Here is a 16,430-nt window from a genome sequence, read left to right on the forward strand (position 1 = left end):
GAATTTAAGCTATTTCGGCTCCTCTGATGCGGGCGGTTTGTAATAGTTCTTCCAGCGTCGTTCCAGGGGACCATGGCTACTGTGAGCCGCATGGGGACTGAGCATATTGCAACTTAGGTGCGGTCGCTTGTAATTGTAGAGAAACACCCCTTTCTCCAGTAGTATATACGCTTCCTCCAAGCTTCGGACCGGTTGATGACTCAAATACTCCTGCTTGAGAATGCCGTTAATGCGCTCAGCAATCGAGTTCTCCAACGGATCGGAGTTCTCGGTCATGCTGATCCGGATGTGATAAGCATCGACTGCCTGAGTATACTCATCACAACAGTATTGAATGCCTCGATCACTGTGGTGAATCAGATTTCGACCCATCCGTTTGGTAATCTGCTTAAGTGCCATTTCCAGCGCCCGCCGACAATGAACGGCCGCTAAACTGTCCGCTACGGCAAAGCCCATAATCCGACGCGAGTAGGCGTCGGTTAACAAGGAGATGTACAAATATCCCGCTTCGGTCAACCAGTACGTGATGTCGGCCACCCACACTTGATTAGGTCTCAAGATGACCAACTCTTTAATCAAGTTAGGGTACTTGCGAAACCGATGTCTTGAAAAAGTGGTGATCATCTTACGCTTTCGCTTCCTGATTAATAGATGATTAACCGCCAGTAGATCAAACAAAGCATCGCGGCCCATTTTTATTTCCCTTTTCAACAGCTCTTCTTTGATCAGCTCATAGAGCTTCTTGCCCCCGATGCGTGGGTGATCCTGGCGGACCTGCTCAACCAAAGCTAACACCTGTTGATCGCGCTCTTCCCCGGTTATCAGGCGGTTCGTATGCTGATAGAACGCCTGACGACTAAAACCAAACAACCCCTCAATTCGCCGGATACGAACATGAGGATGGCTCACTCGAAGGAGTTGGATTGCTTGGTATCGGACTTTTTTTCGATTGCGATGCCCAGCTCCTGCTCGGCAACCCGGATGACGGTGGTGTAGTAGAGTACCTGGAGTTGAGACTGCTCTAACTCATGCTGTAATTGCTTGACTTGGCCGGCTAACTCGTCGGCTTTGTGGGCCATCTGCTCGACGATCGTTGGGGGTGGTTGTTTAGCGGCTTGGGACATGGCTTGGGTACGCTGTTTGTCTTCGAGACGAACTCGATCCAGCCACTTTCTAACCGTATGCCGGGTAAGAACATTGTATTTGGCCATGGCCTGATCGATCGTCAGGCGGCCCAGGTTGATCTCTTCAACCATCTGACGCATCTTGAGCTCATGCGCCTGAGTACGCAGCAAAAATAAGTGGTCCATCGGCTTGTGGTGATGGTCAACTTATTTCTATACAACAATCAATTAAGTAATTGACATGGAGTGACTTGCAAATAGCCTTATTAACTCATCTTGACTCAAATCAAGAGCCTTTAAACGCCGTTGCACTTGCCGTAAACCGGCTTCTCTCGTTTTCTGAGCCGTGTCTTTAACCTGGGCTTTTTTGTAAGGCTCCCTTTTGGTAATCATGTTCCAAATAATCATCGCCAGCTTTCGGGCCGTAGCGGTAATGGCAGCGACTCGGCCTTTCTTATAGGCAATGCGCTTGAAGAAACCACTCAGCTCATGATTGGTTTGATTGCCAATTGTGTTAGCCGCCTGTCGTAAAGCCGTAGCGATGAAAGATTTGCCCGAGGGGGTACGATGGCTAATGACACGTCCACCACTGATTTTATTGTTGGGTACTAACCGCAGCCAACTGGCAAAGCTTTTGGCGGTGGCAAACTTATGAATGTCCTTGCCTAACGTGGTTAGTAAGCATAGAACCGTACTATGACCCATCCCGGATATGGCTAACAAGTCTGTTTGAAAATAAGTCAGCGCAATCTGCGAGACGTCGAAGGTAGGCGTGTGCTTGTTCGTTTTCTTTCGAGTTGCAGGTTGGAGGGGTTCGGCTGATTTCGAAACAGATTCCTGAGGCACAGAGCGTCGTAAGGCCTCTTCGATGACCCCGTCACACTCCAGAAGCGCTTTCTGATAGAGCTTATAAAAATTTAGGGCGGCTCCTAATTCAAACAATTGTTCATGTCGCCACCAGCCCTGCAGCGATTGAGTGATTTCCTCCTTGGACTTCTTCACCCGGACGTCCACTAACGAGGCTAACTCATGCGGATCGCGGTTGCCACTCAGAATCGCTTCGATGATGGTCAGGCCGGACTTGCCTGTGATGTCGCGAATCGCTACGTCCAGGCGAATATTCATCAGCCGCAGCGCTTTCTGCATTTTGTGGGTATAAGTTGCTAACTGTTCAATTAGGTGCTGGCGATGGTAGTAATATGTACGAAGCTCCTGGAGTGTATCACTCAGCAAAAAACTACCCGACAACAAGCCCAAAGAGTGGAGCCTTTGAATCCACAAACAATCAATGACATCGGTTTTGCGGCCCTGGACGTTTTTAGTCTGACTACCGCCCACTAATAACACCTCAAATCCAGCTCTCTGTAAAGCGTTAAACAGGGTTTGCCAGTAACTGCCGGTGCTTTCCATGGCGACCGACGTAATGCCATGCTGCCGCAGATGGTCAATCAGATACTGGTGGTCCTGGGTGTAAACGCCAAAGGATTGGACGTTTTCTTTGTTTTGGTCGACGGCTACCCAGTGAGTACGGGAGCCGATGTCAATGCCAGCGGCATGCGCATTGACGATTGGTAAGACGGCTGTTGGCTTTCCCATCGTTTTATCAAGTTTTAAGGCGAAACTGACTTCAGTGAATGGATTGATGAATCAGGATTTTTCTATACGGGATTCTCTTGAGAAGATCACCAGTGAATTCAACAAGTGCCTCGGTAAGAGGCCTTATCCATTCCAGCCCAGATTTCAGTAAGGACTAACGTGTACCAATATAGGTTGATGAGCTTGTTTCTGAAGCCAAAACAAGGTAAGTAGAAAGCACCAGCCTGCCTACTCCAGTTGTCCTGGGTATTCAATGGTACCCGCACAATCGAGCGATTTTAGGACAAGACAAAGTGTAAATGGGGAGTGAAACTATATTCTATTCCCATTTCAACCGATTGTATCGAAATAATCACTCACTCAGAAATCCGCGCCATTTGAGCTTATTCATTCTGATAGGTGTATATCGTAAATCATCTTATTACTCACTTCGCAAACTTTTCACCGGGTTCATCAGGGCCGCTTTTACGCTCTGGACACTCACCGTCAGTAGGGCAATGCCTACCGCTAACAAGCCCGCTATAGCAAACATCCACCATTCGATGTTGATCTTGTAAGCAAAGCCCTGCAACCAGTGATTCATGACGTACCAGGCGATGGGGGAGGCAACGACAATGGCAACACCTACCAGCTTTAGGAAGTCTTTGGATAATAGGGCTACAATGCTGGCAATGCTAGCCCCCAGCACTTTGCGAACCCCGATTTCTTTGGTCCGTTGCTCGGCCGTGAAAGCCATTAGCCCGAACAAGCCGAGGCAGGCAATGAAAATGGTTAGCCCGGAAAAAACGCGGTAGAGCAGGCCCATCTGCTGCTCGGCTTCATAATAGTTAGCGAGGGTCTCGCCGTAGAATTTACTCAAAAACGCTACTTCGGGAAACACTTTAGCATAGGTCGCTTTGATCTGTTCGGTGGTCTGTGTCAGGTTTTGCGAACGTATCATGACGCTCCCCGCTAAGAAGAACTTCTTTTCAGGCATCATGAGCAGCGGTTGGATGCCCCCCTCCAGGGCCGAGTTAGTGTGAAAATCTTTCACCACGCCTATAATCTCGGCGGGAGACTCTCCACCGATGCGCAACTTCCGACCGATAACCGACGCCGGGTTGCGGATGTTCAGCTTTTTGAGCAGCGTTTCGTTTACCACAAACTTCAGCACGGTGTCGTTGGTAGTGTACGACGCGCCAGCCACCAACGCAATGCCGAAGGTCTTGCAGTAATCGCCGTCGGTCATTTTTATGGATACCGTAAAATCTTCGTCTTTCGATAAATTGGTGAAGGCGAAAGTGCTTTGCCATTTGCTGTCCGACGACGGCAAATCCGACGAAAACGTAACGCTGCTTACGCCCGGAATGCGGATCAGTTCGTTTCGTAACGTAGTGTTCCGCTGCCCGTATTCGGGATCCATAGCGAAATAGAAAACACCTTCTTTCTGAAAGCCGAGTTTCATGCGGCTCAGGAAATCCATCTGCCGAAAATTGATTATCATGCTGATAATGAGCACCAGCGCGGCCGTGAATTGCACCACAATCAGGCCCTGCCGCAGCGTGATTCCCCGCATCCAGCCCGATGCTACGCGGTTGCGAAACACGGCCAACGGCGAGAACGACGAGAGAATGAGCGCCGGATACAACCCCGCCAGCGCCGTAAGCATCACCAGCAGACCGAGCAGGCCCAGTGCTACGCCCGGCTGGAAGTAGATCGATGGGTCGGCGGGCAGGCTAAACAGTTGGCTCATCAGCGGTAGGGCTGCGTAGGCCATGCCCACGCCCAACCCCACGGCAACACTTACGATCAGTCCCGTTTCCAGCAAAAACTGGCCAATCAACTGGCTTTTTTTGCTGCCCATCACTTTTCGTATCCCCACTTCCTTCGCTCGCCTGGTAGCCATCGCCGACGCGATGTTGATGAAATTGATACAGGCCATTAGCAAAATCACGACGCCCACCAGCACCATATTCCACAGACGCTGACGCGGTACGGGCAGTACTTCAGCCGTAATCCCGCCGAACCGCTCGTCGTGGTGCACATCGGCCAGCGGGCTGAGGAAGTGCACTCTTTTCTCGCGTAGCCCATTGTAGTGTTTGCGCGAGAATGTTGAGAGTAGCACGTCGGCTTGGGCGGCGGTAAAATGAGCGGGTAGGCGCACAAATAGCTGATCGTTGCTGCTGGAACTATACCAATCGTCGAAAGATGTCACGCCAAAGGAACCCGTGAAATCACGGCGTTTGGTCTCGTAGGAAATCACGATATTCAACGGGAAACTCGTGTTTTGGGGCAGGTCGGCCAAGATGCCCCCAACCCGCATGGTGAATTTGTTATTGATGCGCAGAAAACGACCTACGGCCAGGTTGGCGTCGCCGAAATACTTTTTGGCGTATTGCTCCGACAGCACCACTACGTTCGGTTGGGACAACACGGTGGGCTGGCCCACCAACCAGTGAAAGTTGAATAGCCGAAAGAACTCCGGCCCGGCCAGAAACCCCTGGTGTTGCTCGATAAACTTGTTTGTAAAATTGCGGGTGTGGGGCTTGCTGCCGAGCACTGTAATCTGCGGGCTCAGTGTAGCATAGACCGGCACAATGGCCTCAAACTGCGGGATGTCGGTTTTCAGCGCAGCCGTTACCGGCAGCGGGTTGCCCCGCGTGAAGTCTTCGTTGCCGTTGGCATTAACTTGTTTGCGCACTACGCGGTAAATGCGGTCGCTGTCGGTATGAAACTGGTCAAAGCTCAACTCATAGCGCACAGCCATGAACAAGAGCAGCGCGGATGCCACGCCCACGCTCAACCCCAGCACATTCAGGGCAGTAAAACTGCGGTTACGCACCAGCGTCCGTAGCGCGATGTTGAGATAGTTTCTGAACATGGCAGTTGAGGGTTTATTCTGATCTTAACGACTTCACGGGGTTCATTAGGGCGGCCTTTACACTTTGGAAGCTCACCGTCAGCAGCGCAATCGCTACCGCCAACAGCCCCGCCCCCGCAAAGACCCACCACTCGATGTCGACCCGATACGCAAAATTTTGCAGCCACTGATTCATGACATACCAGGCGATTGGGCTGGCGATCAGAATGGAAATGCCTACCGGTTTCAGGAAATCACTGGAAAGTAGGTTCACAATACTGCCTACCGATGCGCCCAATACTTTGCGAACCCCGATTTCTTTGGTGCGCTGCTGGGCTGAGAAAGAGGCCAAACCAAACAAACCCAGACAAGCAATAAAAATGGCTAAGCCCGCAAACACACTCAGAATCGTTTGCTGACGTAGATCGGCCTGGTACATCTGGTCGAACTGCTGGTCTAAAAAGTGGTACTCAAAGGGGTAAGCCGGTCGCGTTTTGGCGTACAACTGCCGGATAGTCTCAACCGCAGCGGTCAGGTTACCGGGGCTTAACCTAATCAAAGCCGCGCGTCGGTCGTCGGGGTTGGGCGCAATCACCAATGGCTCGATAGCTTCTTTCAGCGACAGGAAATTGAAATCCTCGACCACACCAATGATGGTCCGGTTCGTGCTATCCCGTATGGTGTTTTTCAGCCACTTGCCGATGGCTTCTTCCGGCGTCCAGCCCAGCCGGGCAGCAGCCGTTCGATTAATCAGGGCAGCCTGAGCCGTGTCGGTGGGGTACTCGCCAGAAAGATCCCGACCCGCAATCAGTTTCAGGCCCAGGGTTTTCACATAATCGAAATCGGCAAACTCCGTTCGGGCTTTCCATCGGCTGGGGTGCGCTTCGACGTCAAACATTTGCCCATCAAAAAAGCCACCCGGCTCGCCCGACATCATCGAAACGGCCGCCACCCGGCTCTGGGCCTGCAGCTCTGGTTTATGGTTCAGGATGAAGGTATAGATGTCCTCGTTGTCGATGGGTATTATTACCGTTTGCTCTTTGTTATACCCAAGCTGTTTGTTTTTAAGGTAGCTCATCTGCTGGGTACCGATGGCGGTTCCGAGCATGAGCAAAATCGAAATACTGAACTGTACCACCACCAACACCTTCCTTAACGAGATACCGCCTTTGCCCAGCCGTAATTTACCTTTCAGTGCCTGGATGGGCGAAAAAGCGGCCAGTACAAATGCCGGATAACTGCCCGACAAAAAACCCACTACCACCATAATTCCGATCAGAAACAGCACAATCGGCAAGGCATAGACCGACAGGTTCAACGGGTAGCCCAGCAGTTGTTTGTAGAAGGGTGAAATCAACGCCAGTAAGCCCACCGAGAGTACGCACGAGAGGGCTGTCAGCAGGATCGACTCGCCAATGAACTGCCACACCAAGTGCCCTTTAATGGCCCCCAGTACTTTCCGAACGCCAATTTCTTTCGATCGCTCCACTGCCCGAACCGTCGACAGGTTCATGAAATTGATGCAGGCCACCAGCAGAATGAGGATGGCAATCGACAGAAAAATATAAACCACCCCTTTATCGCCATGTTTGGCCTGATCGAAGGGTCCTTGTTCAAAATAAATGTCGCGCAACGGCGTGAGCGATAAGGTAAAATTAAAGCCAGCTTGCTTCATGATAAGCCCCATGTGTTTATCCATGAAGCGAGGGAAATTGCGCTCAACCTGTGCTTCGCTGACCGTTGGGGCAAGCTGCACGTAGGTGTAAATGCCGTTATTGATCCAGCGGGTCATGTAGCTCCGGTCTTTGTAGTTTTCCAGCGGTATCACCAGATCAAAATCCAGGTGGGAGTTAGTAGGCACATCCTGCGCAATACCCGTGACCTTTAGGGGTAGATTTTTATCCACTTCGACGATCTTACCCAGGGCGTTGTCGATACTACCAAAGTACTTCCGGGCCGTCGACTCGGTGAGCACGACACTCGCCGGTTCCGTCAACACCGTAGCCGGATTGCCTTTGAGCAATGGGAACGAGAAGAACGTGAAAAATGCAGGGTCAACGTCAATGATTTTTCGTTCGTGAAACGATTTGTCCTGGGTTGTTACTAAGGCATCGGTAGGATTTACCCGTACCGCCTGAGTGATTTGCCCCCTAAAATCGTTTAACAGCGCAGGCGCATACGGGCCCGATAGGTAAGCGACAGCGGTCTCTTTGCCCTCATTTAGCTCAATACCCCGCATGACGCGGTAGATGCTCTTCCCATTTTTGTGAAAATTGTCAACGCTGAACTCATTGCTGATGAACAGGAAAATCATCAGGCAGACGGTGATGCCCGTGGACAGGCCCAGCAGGTTAATGACCGAAAAAACTTTGTTTCGGGTCAGATTGCGGACGGCGACTTTGAAATAGTTTCGGAGCATAGTGGTCAATTATTTACCCGCTGACTTGGTAAGGCTCAACTATTATACCACAGTTAAAAAACGGCTCCCAAGCGCTCTGAAGAGCTATATAGCTATTGGTGGCTGTACGATTTCGGACAGTTTCGGCCTCGATTGTCCGGTTTTGTCAAGGCGTGCAAGGTTACAAATAAGGAGTTTATAAGTAATCTGCTGTTTCAGTTTGAGCAAGAGGAAGGACCTCGGCAATCATCGGGTGGATGTTGCCTAACATTTTTCTTACATGATGTACCTGTTTATTACCCTACACTCCCCTCCTACTCAACCGGCCGTTTTCTGTCAATAAAAGGGTAATCAATACTACTTGCTGGATTATTAATCAATTGTAAATGAACAATTTAGTTTAAGATAAGCCGCTATTAAAATCGTTCACGAAAACCTCCGAATAAAATCAGGACAAGACATTCAGTAAACTGCACCGAAAAATGAATGTATTATAAGTCAATTTAGAGCTTCCAATAAAATAGTAACTGGCCTATTTAATTGGTACGTCATACTCCCTTTTTAAATCATCCGATAATGGCGCCACCTTTTCACTGTTGTTTCGTAGCCAGTTCAAGGCCCCTTCCGGCGTCAGCCAGAGCATTTTACTGAAATTGGTGAGAATCCAGTTCCCATCGGGGGAGAACACCGCTAAGGAAACAAACCCCCGGATTGGTAGTGTGTAGAGTGACTTCCCGTTCCGATCCCAAACGGTAACCTCCCGGTTATTAGAAACGGTCAGAATCTGACTCCCATCGGGCGAGAACACCGCCGAACTGACCAAACCCGGAACAGCGAAGGCAGAAAGCCACTTTCCGTTCCGGTTCCAGATCGTAACCCCACCAATGCCACCCCTGTCTGTATAATCACTGGACGTAGTCAGCATCCGGCTCCCGTCGGGGGAGAACACCGCTGAAGAGACTATACTCGGGTGAGAAAGTGTCGATAGTAGTTTCCCGTCACGGTCCCAGACCTTGGCCGTAACATCTAACGGAGTAGTCGGCAGTCGGCTTACCTCTTTGAACGTAGTCAGTATCCGGCTCCCATCGGGCGAAAACACCGCTGACGTGACAGCACTCTCAGGAAGTGTGTGTAACGGCTTTCCGTTCTGACTCCAGACCGTAGCTATGCCGCCATGAGAACGGGTAAGAATCCGGCTGCCATCGGGGGAGAATACCGCTGAGTACACTAAGTCCGGCACAGGCAGTGTGAATAGTGGTTTTCCGTTCCGGTCCCAGATTCTAACCGTACTATCACTAGACGTAGTCAGCATCCGGTTTCCATCGGGGGAGAACACCGCTGAGTAGACAATACCCGGAAGGGAGATTGTCTGGAGCCGCTTTCCCTCCAGATTCCAGACCTTCGCCGTGCTATCTCCATACGTTACGGAAGTGGTAATAATCCGGCTCCCATCGGGCGAGAAGGCTACTGAAGTTACGGCCTCCCGGTTAAACCGCATTCGTGACCAGTTTTCCCTCAGGTCCCAGACCCTGACCGTCTTATCGTCCGAAACGGTGAGGATCTGATTTCCGTCGGGGGAGAATAGGGCTGAGTTGACTTCATTCCGGTGAGCGAGTGTCAGTAATAGCCTTCCTTCCAGATTCCAGACTTTTACCGTATTATCCGTTAAAACGGTCAGAATCCGGCTGCCATCGGGCGAAAGTATCGCTGGGTAGGCCGCACCCGGAATGAATAGTTCTCCTTGCGGTTTTCCCTCCAGATTCCAGACCCTGATCTTTTCATCGTCAGACCCAGTCAGGATTCGGCTTCCATCGGGCGAGAACACTGCTGAGTTAACCGCAAGCTGATGAGGGAGTGTCAGGAGCCGCTTTCCCGCCAGATTCCAGACCTTTGCCGTATTGTCGACAGAAGCCGTTAGTAGCCGGTTTCCATCGGGCGAGAACACCGCTGAGTACACTGAATCTGGAATAGGAAGTGTCAGCAGCGGCTTCCCTTCCAGATTCCGGACTATGAATAGCTTGGTTCCCGAACGGGTAAGAATTTGACTCCCATCGGGCGAGAACACCGCTGAGTTGATATAATCCGGTATTGGCAGTGTGAACATCAGTTTCCCGCTCCGGTTCCAGACGGTAATCTCCCGGTCATCGGAAACGGTCAAAATCCGGCTTCCATCGGGGGAGAACATGGCTGATCTGACTACCCCCCGATGAGGGAGTGTCAGGAGCGGCTTTCCTGCCAGATCCCAGACCTTTGCCGTAGTATCAGAAACGGTCAGTATCCAGTTTCCATCAGGCGAAAGCACCGCTGATGTCACTATACCCAGTGTATGAAGTGTCAGCAGCAGCGTTCCATTCTGGTGCCAAACCTTGACCGTACTATCGCTGGAAGCCGTCAGCGTCCGGCTACCATCAGGTGAAAACACCGCTGACGTAACCAAACCCCGATGCCGTAAATCAAGCCTGTTCAGTAGTAAAGAATCACTTTCGTTAAACCGTTTGAAGATCCGCTCATAGACGGGTTGGGCCTGCAGATTGAACCGACCTGCCTGTTCGAGCAGGCGAACGGCCTGGGTAGGCAGTAATTTATCGCTTTCGCTGGCCCAATAGAGCGATTGGGCACGTAAGGCGGCTTCGTTAGCTGCCTTTTGTGCTTGTTGGGCAGTTTCTTTCGCGCTGTCAGCCCGCTTTCTCTGTCGTATCGCTTCGTTCTTTTTGTTTTCGATGGCGGCAAATACGGCACCAATGCGTTTGTCGACACCATACGAACTGTCGGGCAGGCACAGTTTGGCCGCGTTGAATTTGTTCAGAGCGTTTTGGTACTGCTGCGCCCGCATAAATCCATTGCCTTCTCGCATCAACCGGGCGTACTGCGGGCAGGGCTGGGCCGGTGCGGTGAGCCGGAGTAGCCAACAGCCGATAAATAGGGCGAAGCGGTTCATTTCTGTGGGATCGTGAGTTGAGTCCGGGATTGGTCGATATGGCGGGGCAACTGCTCTTTTAATCGCCGAAACGTTTCTACTGACCCAGCACTGTTACCCGGAAAATTGGGTTTGTCAGAAAGCCCACGAAGTAACGTATCGGCCGTGAGAAAGGAAGCAAGGGCCAGTTCTGGTTCTTGGTAGTCAATGTAGCGCAAACCCGTTGACTGAGCGGCACTCGCCCGCTGAAGGGTCACTAAATTCAGGGCCGCCTGCGCCCGTTGGGCTGCTTCTCGTGCCTCAGAAGCAGCTTTATACGCACTTTCTTCGGCCAGTTTCGCCATTTTTTGCTGCTGAATGGCAAATATCATGGCGATAATAGCCAGCACGAGCAACACCGATACACCGGCGATGGTCAGCCGAAGGCGGTTGTTCTTTTTGCGTTGCTCGTCGAGTTCAGCCTGCCGCTCTTTTTCGAGAAACGCGCCACTATCGGCCACAAACTGCCGGATGGCTGTAGCATCGGCGTTAGTGCGGCTAAGTTCGGTCTGAAGGGCCGTTTCGTAGAGTTGAATTTCGGCTAACCGACGCCCCGGCAACAGCAGATCACTGGCTTTGTTATTGCTGGTGTATTCTCGCCAGGCTTCGTTCAGCCGTTTCAGAATGTCGTTCAGTTGCCGCTGCTCGGTTGAGCGGCCCTTGTCGATTACTTTGGCTAAACTGTCGTGGGCCAGTTCATACACCCAGTCTTCGCATTGCAGAATACGGGAAGCCTCTAAAGCCGTGCCAGCCTGACGGATTAGGTCAGGTGAATAGCCGTTTTCGGTCGCTAAGGTCGCTATGCTGCATTCGCGCCGGGTGCCTTCGTAGGTGACGAGCGCTTCCAGTAGGCCCTTCACGACCGGGCGCTCGTCCTCCGAAAACTGAGCGCCGATCTCCCCAACCTGATCGTCCACAAACTGCGTCAGTACGTCTTCGATCTTGCCAACCCCGTGTACCAACGCCGAATCGAACACGACCGGAGCCGTTTCGTAGGTCGATTGATCGGCCCGCACCGTGCGCCAGAGCCGGTCCAGATACACCTGTAGATACGGGAGTTGGAAAGGGTTCTTAGGGCTTTTGTTATTGTCGATAATGAGCTGAACCGTCTGCTCCTCGTCGTCGAGTTGAATGTCCGCTGCCCGGCACGTTCCGACGATGACCGCCTGGAGATTTTTTTCGCTCATCGGCTCTAAGCGCAACCGGAAATCGAACAAATTAGGTAAACTGTCTTCGTAAGGATACAGGTAAGCGATGTAATCTTCCCGCATCACCAGCAGCAGTTTCACCGAAGCCGATGATTCATACAGCGCCCTGAGCAGGTCGAAAAAAGCGGTTTGCTCGGCTTGGTCACCGCTGATGAACAATTCCTCAAACTGGTCGAAGATCAGGTAAACGGGGCGCATGACGTAGCGCGATAGCTGGGCCACTAAGTCCGGCACGTCCGTATCGTCGGGTCTGTCGAGCAGGCTGCCCACGGCGGTTTGGATGGACGTCAGCAGATTAGTCCGTCGGCGGATGAACACCGGAAAATAATCCGACGTCGACATCACGTTGGTCAGCCCGCACTGCACTAAACTGGACTTACCCGTACCCGACTGCCCGTACACCAGCATCAGCCGGGAGCGAAACAGGAGTTCGACAAGCCGCTGCTGCTCCAGCTCCCGACCGAAAAAACGGTCTTTGTCCTGAGCGGTGTACGCATCTAAGAACTTAAAGGGGCTTTTGACGGGGGAGGGAGCAAGCATGGGGCGGGGTCAGATGCGGGATAAGGCGTCGATGTCAATGTCGCTGGTGAACGGCGTGACCGACAGCGGCAAGTCGTCGGGATCGATGGACAGCAGGGAACGCAGTGAACCAACCTGTCCGCGCAGGAGGCTAAAATCCTGCTTCCCCAGCAGATCACTGTCGTCGGGGCCGATGGTCAGCAGCAAATCGTTCGGGCGGCTGACGTGCCGATACCGTAATTGTCCCGACTTATGGGTGTGGAAACTATAGAGATCAAAAACGGTATTGTCGCTTTTGAGAAACACATTCCGGTCGATCACAAAAGGAGCCAAGTTCAGGAAGCCGTCGGGAACGAGCGTCTCGACCGGCCCGCTTTCGGACAATCGGCGCTCGATTTTGACCAGCAGCACCGACTGGCAATCCCAGAGGTCGGCGAGTTGAATTTCCTGAAAATAGGTCTCATCGCTGCGGTAGCTCTGGCTGGTTCGGAGCACGACCATCTCGTGGCGGTACTGGGGCGGCTGCTGATAGAGCCGCACGGCCCGGATGTTTTTGAACGATTCGAGCCGGTACGACGCCCAGCATCCGGCCGCATTCAGCCACGCACTCAGGTGTTCTTCGCCAAGCTGACACAGGGAAGTCACACTGCCCACGCCGTTGGGCTGGTCAAGCCGGGCTTTGAGCGTGAACATAAACGTGAGCGTGTCGGACAGGCTGGCATCGGTACCAAACCGATCCAGCCAGGGACCCAGTTCGGGCATGAACAGCGAAATCTGTTGCTGGTTGAAAAAGGTGCGCAGCGTCTGAACGGTGCTCGTCAGTTGAGCAGCCCCCCAGCTATCCCAACCGGACGTTATCGTTTCCCGCAGGAGTTGCTTAGTCTGGGTATCCAGCTCATCCCGTTGCCGGGCGGTGGCGACCTGAAGCCAGGTGCGCGTTTGGGCCAGCAGAATACTCATCAGCAGATCGACCGACGCATCGAACAGCGTCACGTAGTTTTCTAGTCGGTCGCGGGTGGCGGTCGGTTGCGTGAGTTTGCCTTCGGGCGAAATCTGGGGACACAGCAGCTTGCGCAGGGACTCTGAAATGGGAAAGGGAAGCCGGCGGAGTTCTTCTTCGTGCAGCCAGTCGCGCAGGCCATCGGTCGGCAGCGACTGTTTGGTTTTGAAGAGCTGGGTCAGGGTTGGGTCGCAGGCGCGGAGCGTCTCGAACAGGGACCGGCGCAGGGTGGAGTTGGGCACGTAGGCGGTGGCGTCCGTGGTCATTCCGGTTGGCAGTTCCCAGCGGGCGGTCTGGTCGTCGGGGCAATAGAAATACCACTGATCGGGACTCACGGCCTCCGCCGTATCCAACCCGCCCCGGCTAATGGTCTTAATAGCGGCTGAATGGCTGATCTGAATGCTCAGTCGGGCCTGATCGAGCGCCTGCTGCACCGAATACTGATTGACTAAGGCCTGATAAAATGCGGTCGAAAAGCGAGTCGCCACCGAGTCATTAATGGGAGCCATTGTGGCGATGACGGCCGCGTTGACGTTCTGTTCGGCCAGTAATTTGATGTGGTTCAGGGTTGAGCACCCGTTCAGAAACACCAGCCGGAGATTGGGGCAGCGGGCCAGTAACTGGGCCATACCAACGCCACGGGCAGCGGTGTCTTCGAGCAAAAGCACGGTGCTGCCCGCGTGGCCACTGAAATGAAACAGGCAAAGCGTATCCCGGTACGTGAGAATCTTGGCCGACACGGAGTCGGTGGTGGCAAACGAATCGCGAACTTTCTGGAACTGGTTTTTGCTGCTGCGCGGGTCGAGCAGCCGGTCAATCGCGCTATCCTCATTGCCCAGTTCGCTCAGGAGGTGCTCCCGATTATTGGCGTAGCAGAAGAGAAGTGTATCCATAAACAGGGGCGACGGGTAGAAGGCATCAACCGGTTCATTGGTAAAGATTCGCGTAAAACCCCTTGGCATCCCCCTTCACCGAGTTTATTTCCTGCAGGAGCATGGAGGTGCGGATTTGGAGTTCCATTTTGATGCTTTTAATCAGATCCGTTCGCTCGCGGGTTTTAAGTTTGCCACTGGCAACGTCGTTTATCCGTTTGAGCGTTTCATTGAATGGCAATAAATGGGTGCGGTGCATTTGATCGAGCGACCGGCTAAAAAACAGATCGGCATCCGCATTCAGCTTTTCGTTTCCCCACAAGCTACGGATTCTCTGCTTAAACGTTTCCTTATTTTGTAGCAGTTTCTCGTAGGCTTCATTGGTGCGGGTCACCTGTTTATCAATCCGCGCTAACTCCGTACGGCTCTCAAAGGCACGTTCCCCAAAGGTTGTAAACGCCGTACATTCATTGTACACCTGCTCCAGATACGTATCCGTTTGCGCTGTAAGCTCGTTGTAGAGTGCGGCTTTGCGGTCCGACACCGAGACGGGGACCGGGGTCGTGGCGGCTGGCGAATCCCGTTGCTCCGACAGAATTACGGCCGTTACGGTAAAGGTGATATTATCCCCGACTAACTCCGGAACATCGCGCAGGACGTGCCAGATGATCTGTCGCCCGGCTCCCCCCCGGACCCGCCCAATACCGTTGCCTTCCGTTGTTTGCAGTTCAATGACCTGCGGCCCATTCTGGCAGGTAGCTTTGACCAGAAATTGCTGGCTGGGCAACGTACCTGTCAGATCGTAGGAAAGGACAACATCGGTTCCGAATGGGTTGTGGTGCAAGTTGTCTATTTTTTGCGCAAACGTGCGTACCGGAACAAGAGACAGAATTGACAAACAACCAGCCGCAAAACAAAAACGAGGTCTGCTATCCATAAACCAAAATGATTAACTTACCGCAAGTTGTTTATAAACAGGCAGGTTTTGTCATGCGAATCAGACTATACGGCTTATTTATTATTGCGAATTTGATAAATGGCCCTGTAGCCTTTGCCCAAACAATTCAGGCCACCAGTCCACCCGGTTCGTATCAGATTCGGGGCAGCAGTACCGTTGCGGCCCGTACCGATTACGCCCTAATCATAGCGAATGAAACGTTTACCGACACGCGGTTTAAAAAACTCGTAAACCCCATTTATGATGCCCGCGCGATTGAGAAGCTCCTCCGCGAAAAGTTTGGTTTTACGACGATCTTACTTACCTCGGCGACAAAAGACAGTTGCATCCGGCAATTACGGGCAATAGCCGGGCGAAAATTCGGCCCCAACGATCAGCTATTCGTGTATTTAGCCGGTCACGGCGACTTTGATCCGCTCTTACAGCAGGGCTATGCGGTGATGAGAGACTCCCGGTCTGGCGATGATTCGTATGCAAACCACCTGTCATTTGCTTATTTGCAGGATTTGCTGTCGAAACTTCGCTGCCGCCACGTACTGCTCACGCTCGATGTCTGTTACGGTGGCACGTTTGATAGCTATTTTGCAACGCAAAGCAACTCCGAATTCCGGGGCGACGGACCCACGAGGGGCGTAGAAGCATCGGTTGACGAAGCGGGTGGCCAGACTCCTTACATTATTGATAAGCTGAAGCCCCAAACCCGAAAATACCTGTCGTCGGGTGGCAAGCAGACCGTACCAGATGGGAAAATAGGACAGCACTCCCCGTTTGCCAATTACTTTATCCAAAAACTAACCGAAGCGGCCGCGAGTGAGTACAAAATTCTGCCCGCTACCGAACTGAAGGTGTTTGTGGAACGGCAGATTGCCCAGGCCCGCGTAGAAGCCAATGTGAAAATGGGGTCGTTTGGCTCCGATGAATCAAACAGTGACTTTCTTTTCATTGCCCGGTAAGTCTGTC

10 protein-coding genes are annotated in these 16,430 nt (G+C 52.4%); 1 reads left to right on the top strand and 9 read right to left on the bottom strand.

The window, feature by feature from the left end:
• Nucleotides 1–9: 9 nt before the first annotated feature.
• The 9 genes from ACYVHB_RS24200 to ACYVHB_RS24240 form a co-directional block, all read right to left on the bottom strand.
• Nucleotides 10–909 (bottom strand): IS3 family transposase, encoded by a 900-nt coding sequence (locus tag ACYVHB_RS24200; protein WP_461054389.1) that lies wholly within the window; start codon nt 907–909, stop codon nt 10–12.
• Complete coding sequence (locus ACYVHB_RS24205) at nt 906–1,310, bottom strand: hypothetical protein (protein ID WP_461054390.1); 405 nt, start codon at nt 1,308–1,310, stop codon at nt 906–908. Before ACYVHB_RS24205 ends, ACYVHB_RS24200 begins: the two co-directional genes overlap by 4 nt.
• A 42-nt stretch (nt 1,311–1,352) precedes the next feature.
• Entirely contained in the window at nt 1,353–2,720 is a 1,368-nt protein-coding gene (locus tag ACYVHB_RS24210; protein WP_461054391.1) for an IS110 family RNA-guided transposase, read from the bottom strand.
• Nucleotides 2,721–3,141: 421 nt separating this feature from the next.
• A complete protein-coding gene (locus ACYVHB_RS24215) occupies nt 3,142–5,580 on the bottom strand; it encodes an ABC transporter permease (RefSeq protein WP_461054392.1) in 2,439 nt (812 codons plus the stop codon).
• Nucleotides 5,581–5,593: 13 nt separating this feature from the next.
• Nucleotides 5,594–7,978, bottom strand: coding sequence for an ABC transporter permease (locus ACYVHB_RS24220; protein WP_461054393.1), 2,385 nt, complete (start codon nt 7,976–7,978; stop codon nt 5,594–5,596).
• A gap of 511 nt (nt 7,979–8,489) precedes the next feature.
• Nucleotides 8,490–10,895, bottom strand: coding sequence for an eIF2A-related protein (locus ACYVHB_RS24225; RefSeq protein ID WP_461054394.1), 2,406 nt, complete (start codon nt 10,893–10,895; stop codon nt 8,490–8,492).
• On the bottom strand, nt 10,892–12,661 hold the full coding sequence (locus ACYVHB_RS24230; RefSeq protein ID WP_461054395.1) for an nSTAND1 domain-containing NTPase: 1,770 nt from the start codon (nt 12,659–12,661) through the stop codon (nt 10,892–10,894). The genes ACYVHB_RS24225 and ACYVHB_RS24230 overlap by 4 nt, the downstream gene beginning before the upstream one ends.
• A 9-nt stretch (nt 12,662–12,670) precedes the next feature.
• Nucleotides 12,671–14,533 carry a CHAT domain-containing protein gene (locus ACYVHB_RS24235; RefSeq protein ID WP_461054396.1) on the bottom strand — a complete coding sequence of 621 codons (1,863 nt, stop codon included), beginning with the start codon at nt 14,531–14,533 and terminating at the stop codon, nt 12,671–12,673.
• Nucleotides 14,534–14,567: 34 nt separating this feature from the next.
• The gene (locus ACYVHB_RS24240; protein ID WP_461054397.1) at nt 14,568–15,449 is read right to left on the bottom strand and encodes a hypothetical protein; all 882 of its coding nucleotides are present in this window, start codon (nt 15,447–15,449) and stop codon (nt 14,568–14,570) included.
• A 53-nt stretch (nt 15,450–15,502) separates the two neighbouring features.
• Between ACYVHB_RS24240 and ACYVHB_RS24245 the strand changes: the two genes are divergently transcribed.
• A complete protein-coding gene (locus ACYVHB_RS24245; protein WP_461054398.1) occupies nt 15,503–16,423 on the top strand; it encodes a caspase family protein in 921 nt (306 codons plus the stop codon).
• Nucleotides 16,424–16,430 lie beyond the last annotated feature (7 nt).

It is taken from the genome of Spirosoma arcticum (assembly GCF_054779955.1).

Bases quoted from the DNA above. Each gene is read 5' to 3' on its own strand.
- ACYVHB_RS24215 (WP_461054392.1), bottom strand. From the start codon at position 5,580: ATGTTCAGAAACTATCTCAACATCGCGCTACGGACGCTGGTGCGTAAC.
- ACYVHB_RS24225 (WP_461054394.1), bottom strand. From the start codon at position 10,895: ATGAACCGCTTCGCCCTATTTATCGGCTGTTGGCTACTCCGGCTCACC.
- ACYVHB_RS24245 (WP_461054398.1), top strand. From the start codon at position 15,503: ATGCGAATCAGACTATACGGCTTATTTATTATTGCGAATTTGATAAAT.
- ACYVHB_RS24235 (WP_461054396.1), bottom strand. From the start codon at position 14,533: ATGGATACACTTCTCTTCTGCTACGCCAATAATCGGGAGCACCTCCTG.
- ACYVHB_RS24240 (WP_461054397.1), bottom strand. From the start codon at position 15,449: ATGGATAGCAGACCTCGTTTTTGTTTTGCGGCTGGTTGTTTGTCAATT.
- ACYVHB_RS24205 (WP_461054390.1), bottom strand. From the start codon at position 1,310: ATGGACCACTTATTTTTGCTGCGTACTCAGGCGCATGAGCTCAAGATG.
- ACYVHB_RS24230 (WP_461054395.1), bottom strand. From the start codon at position 12,661: ATGCTTGCTCCCTCCCCCGTCAAAAGCCCCTTTAAGTTCTTAGATGCG.
- ACYVHB_RS24220 (WP_461054393.1), bottom strand. From the start codon at position 7,978: ATGCTCCGAAACTATTTCAAAGTCGCCGTCCGCAATCTGACCCGAAAC.
- ACYVHB_RS24210 (WP_461054391.1), bottom strand. From the start codon at position 2,720: ATGGGAAAGCCAACAGCCGTCTTACCAATCGTCAATGCGCATGCCGCT.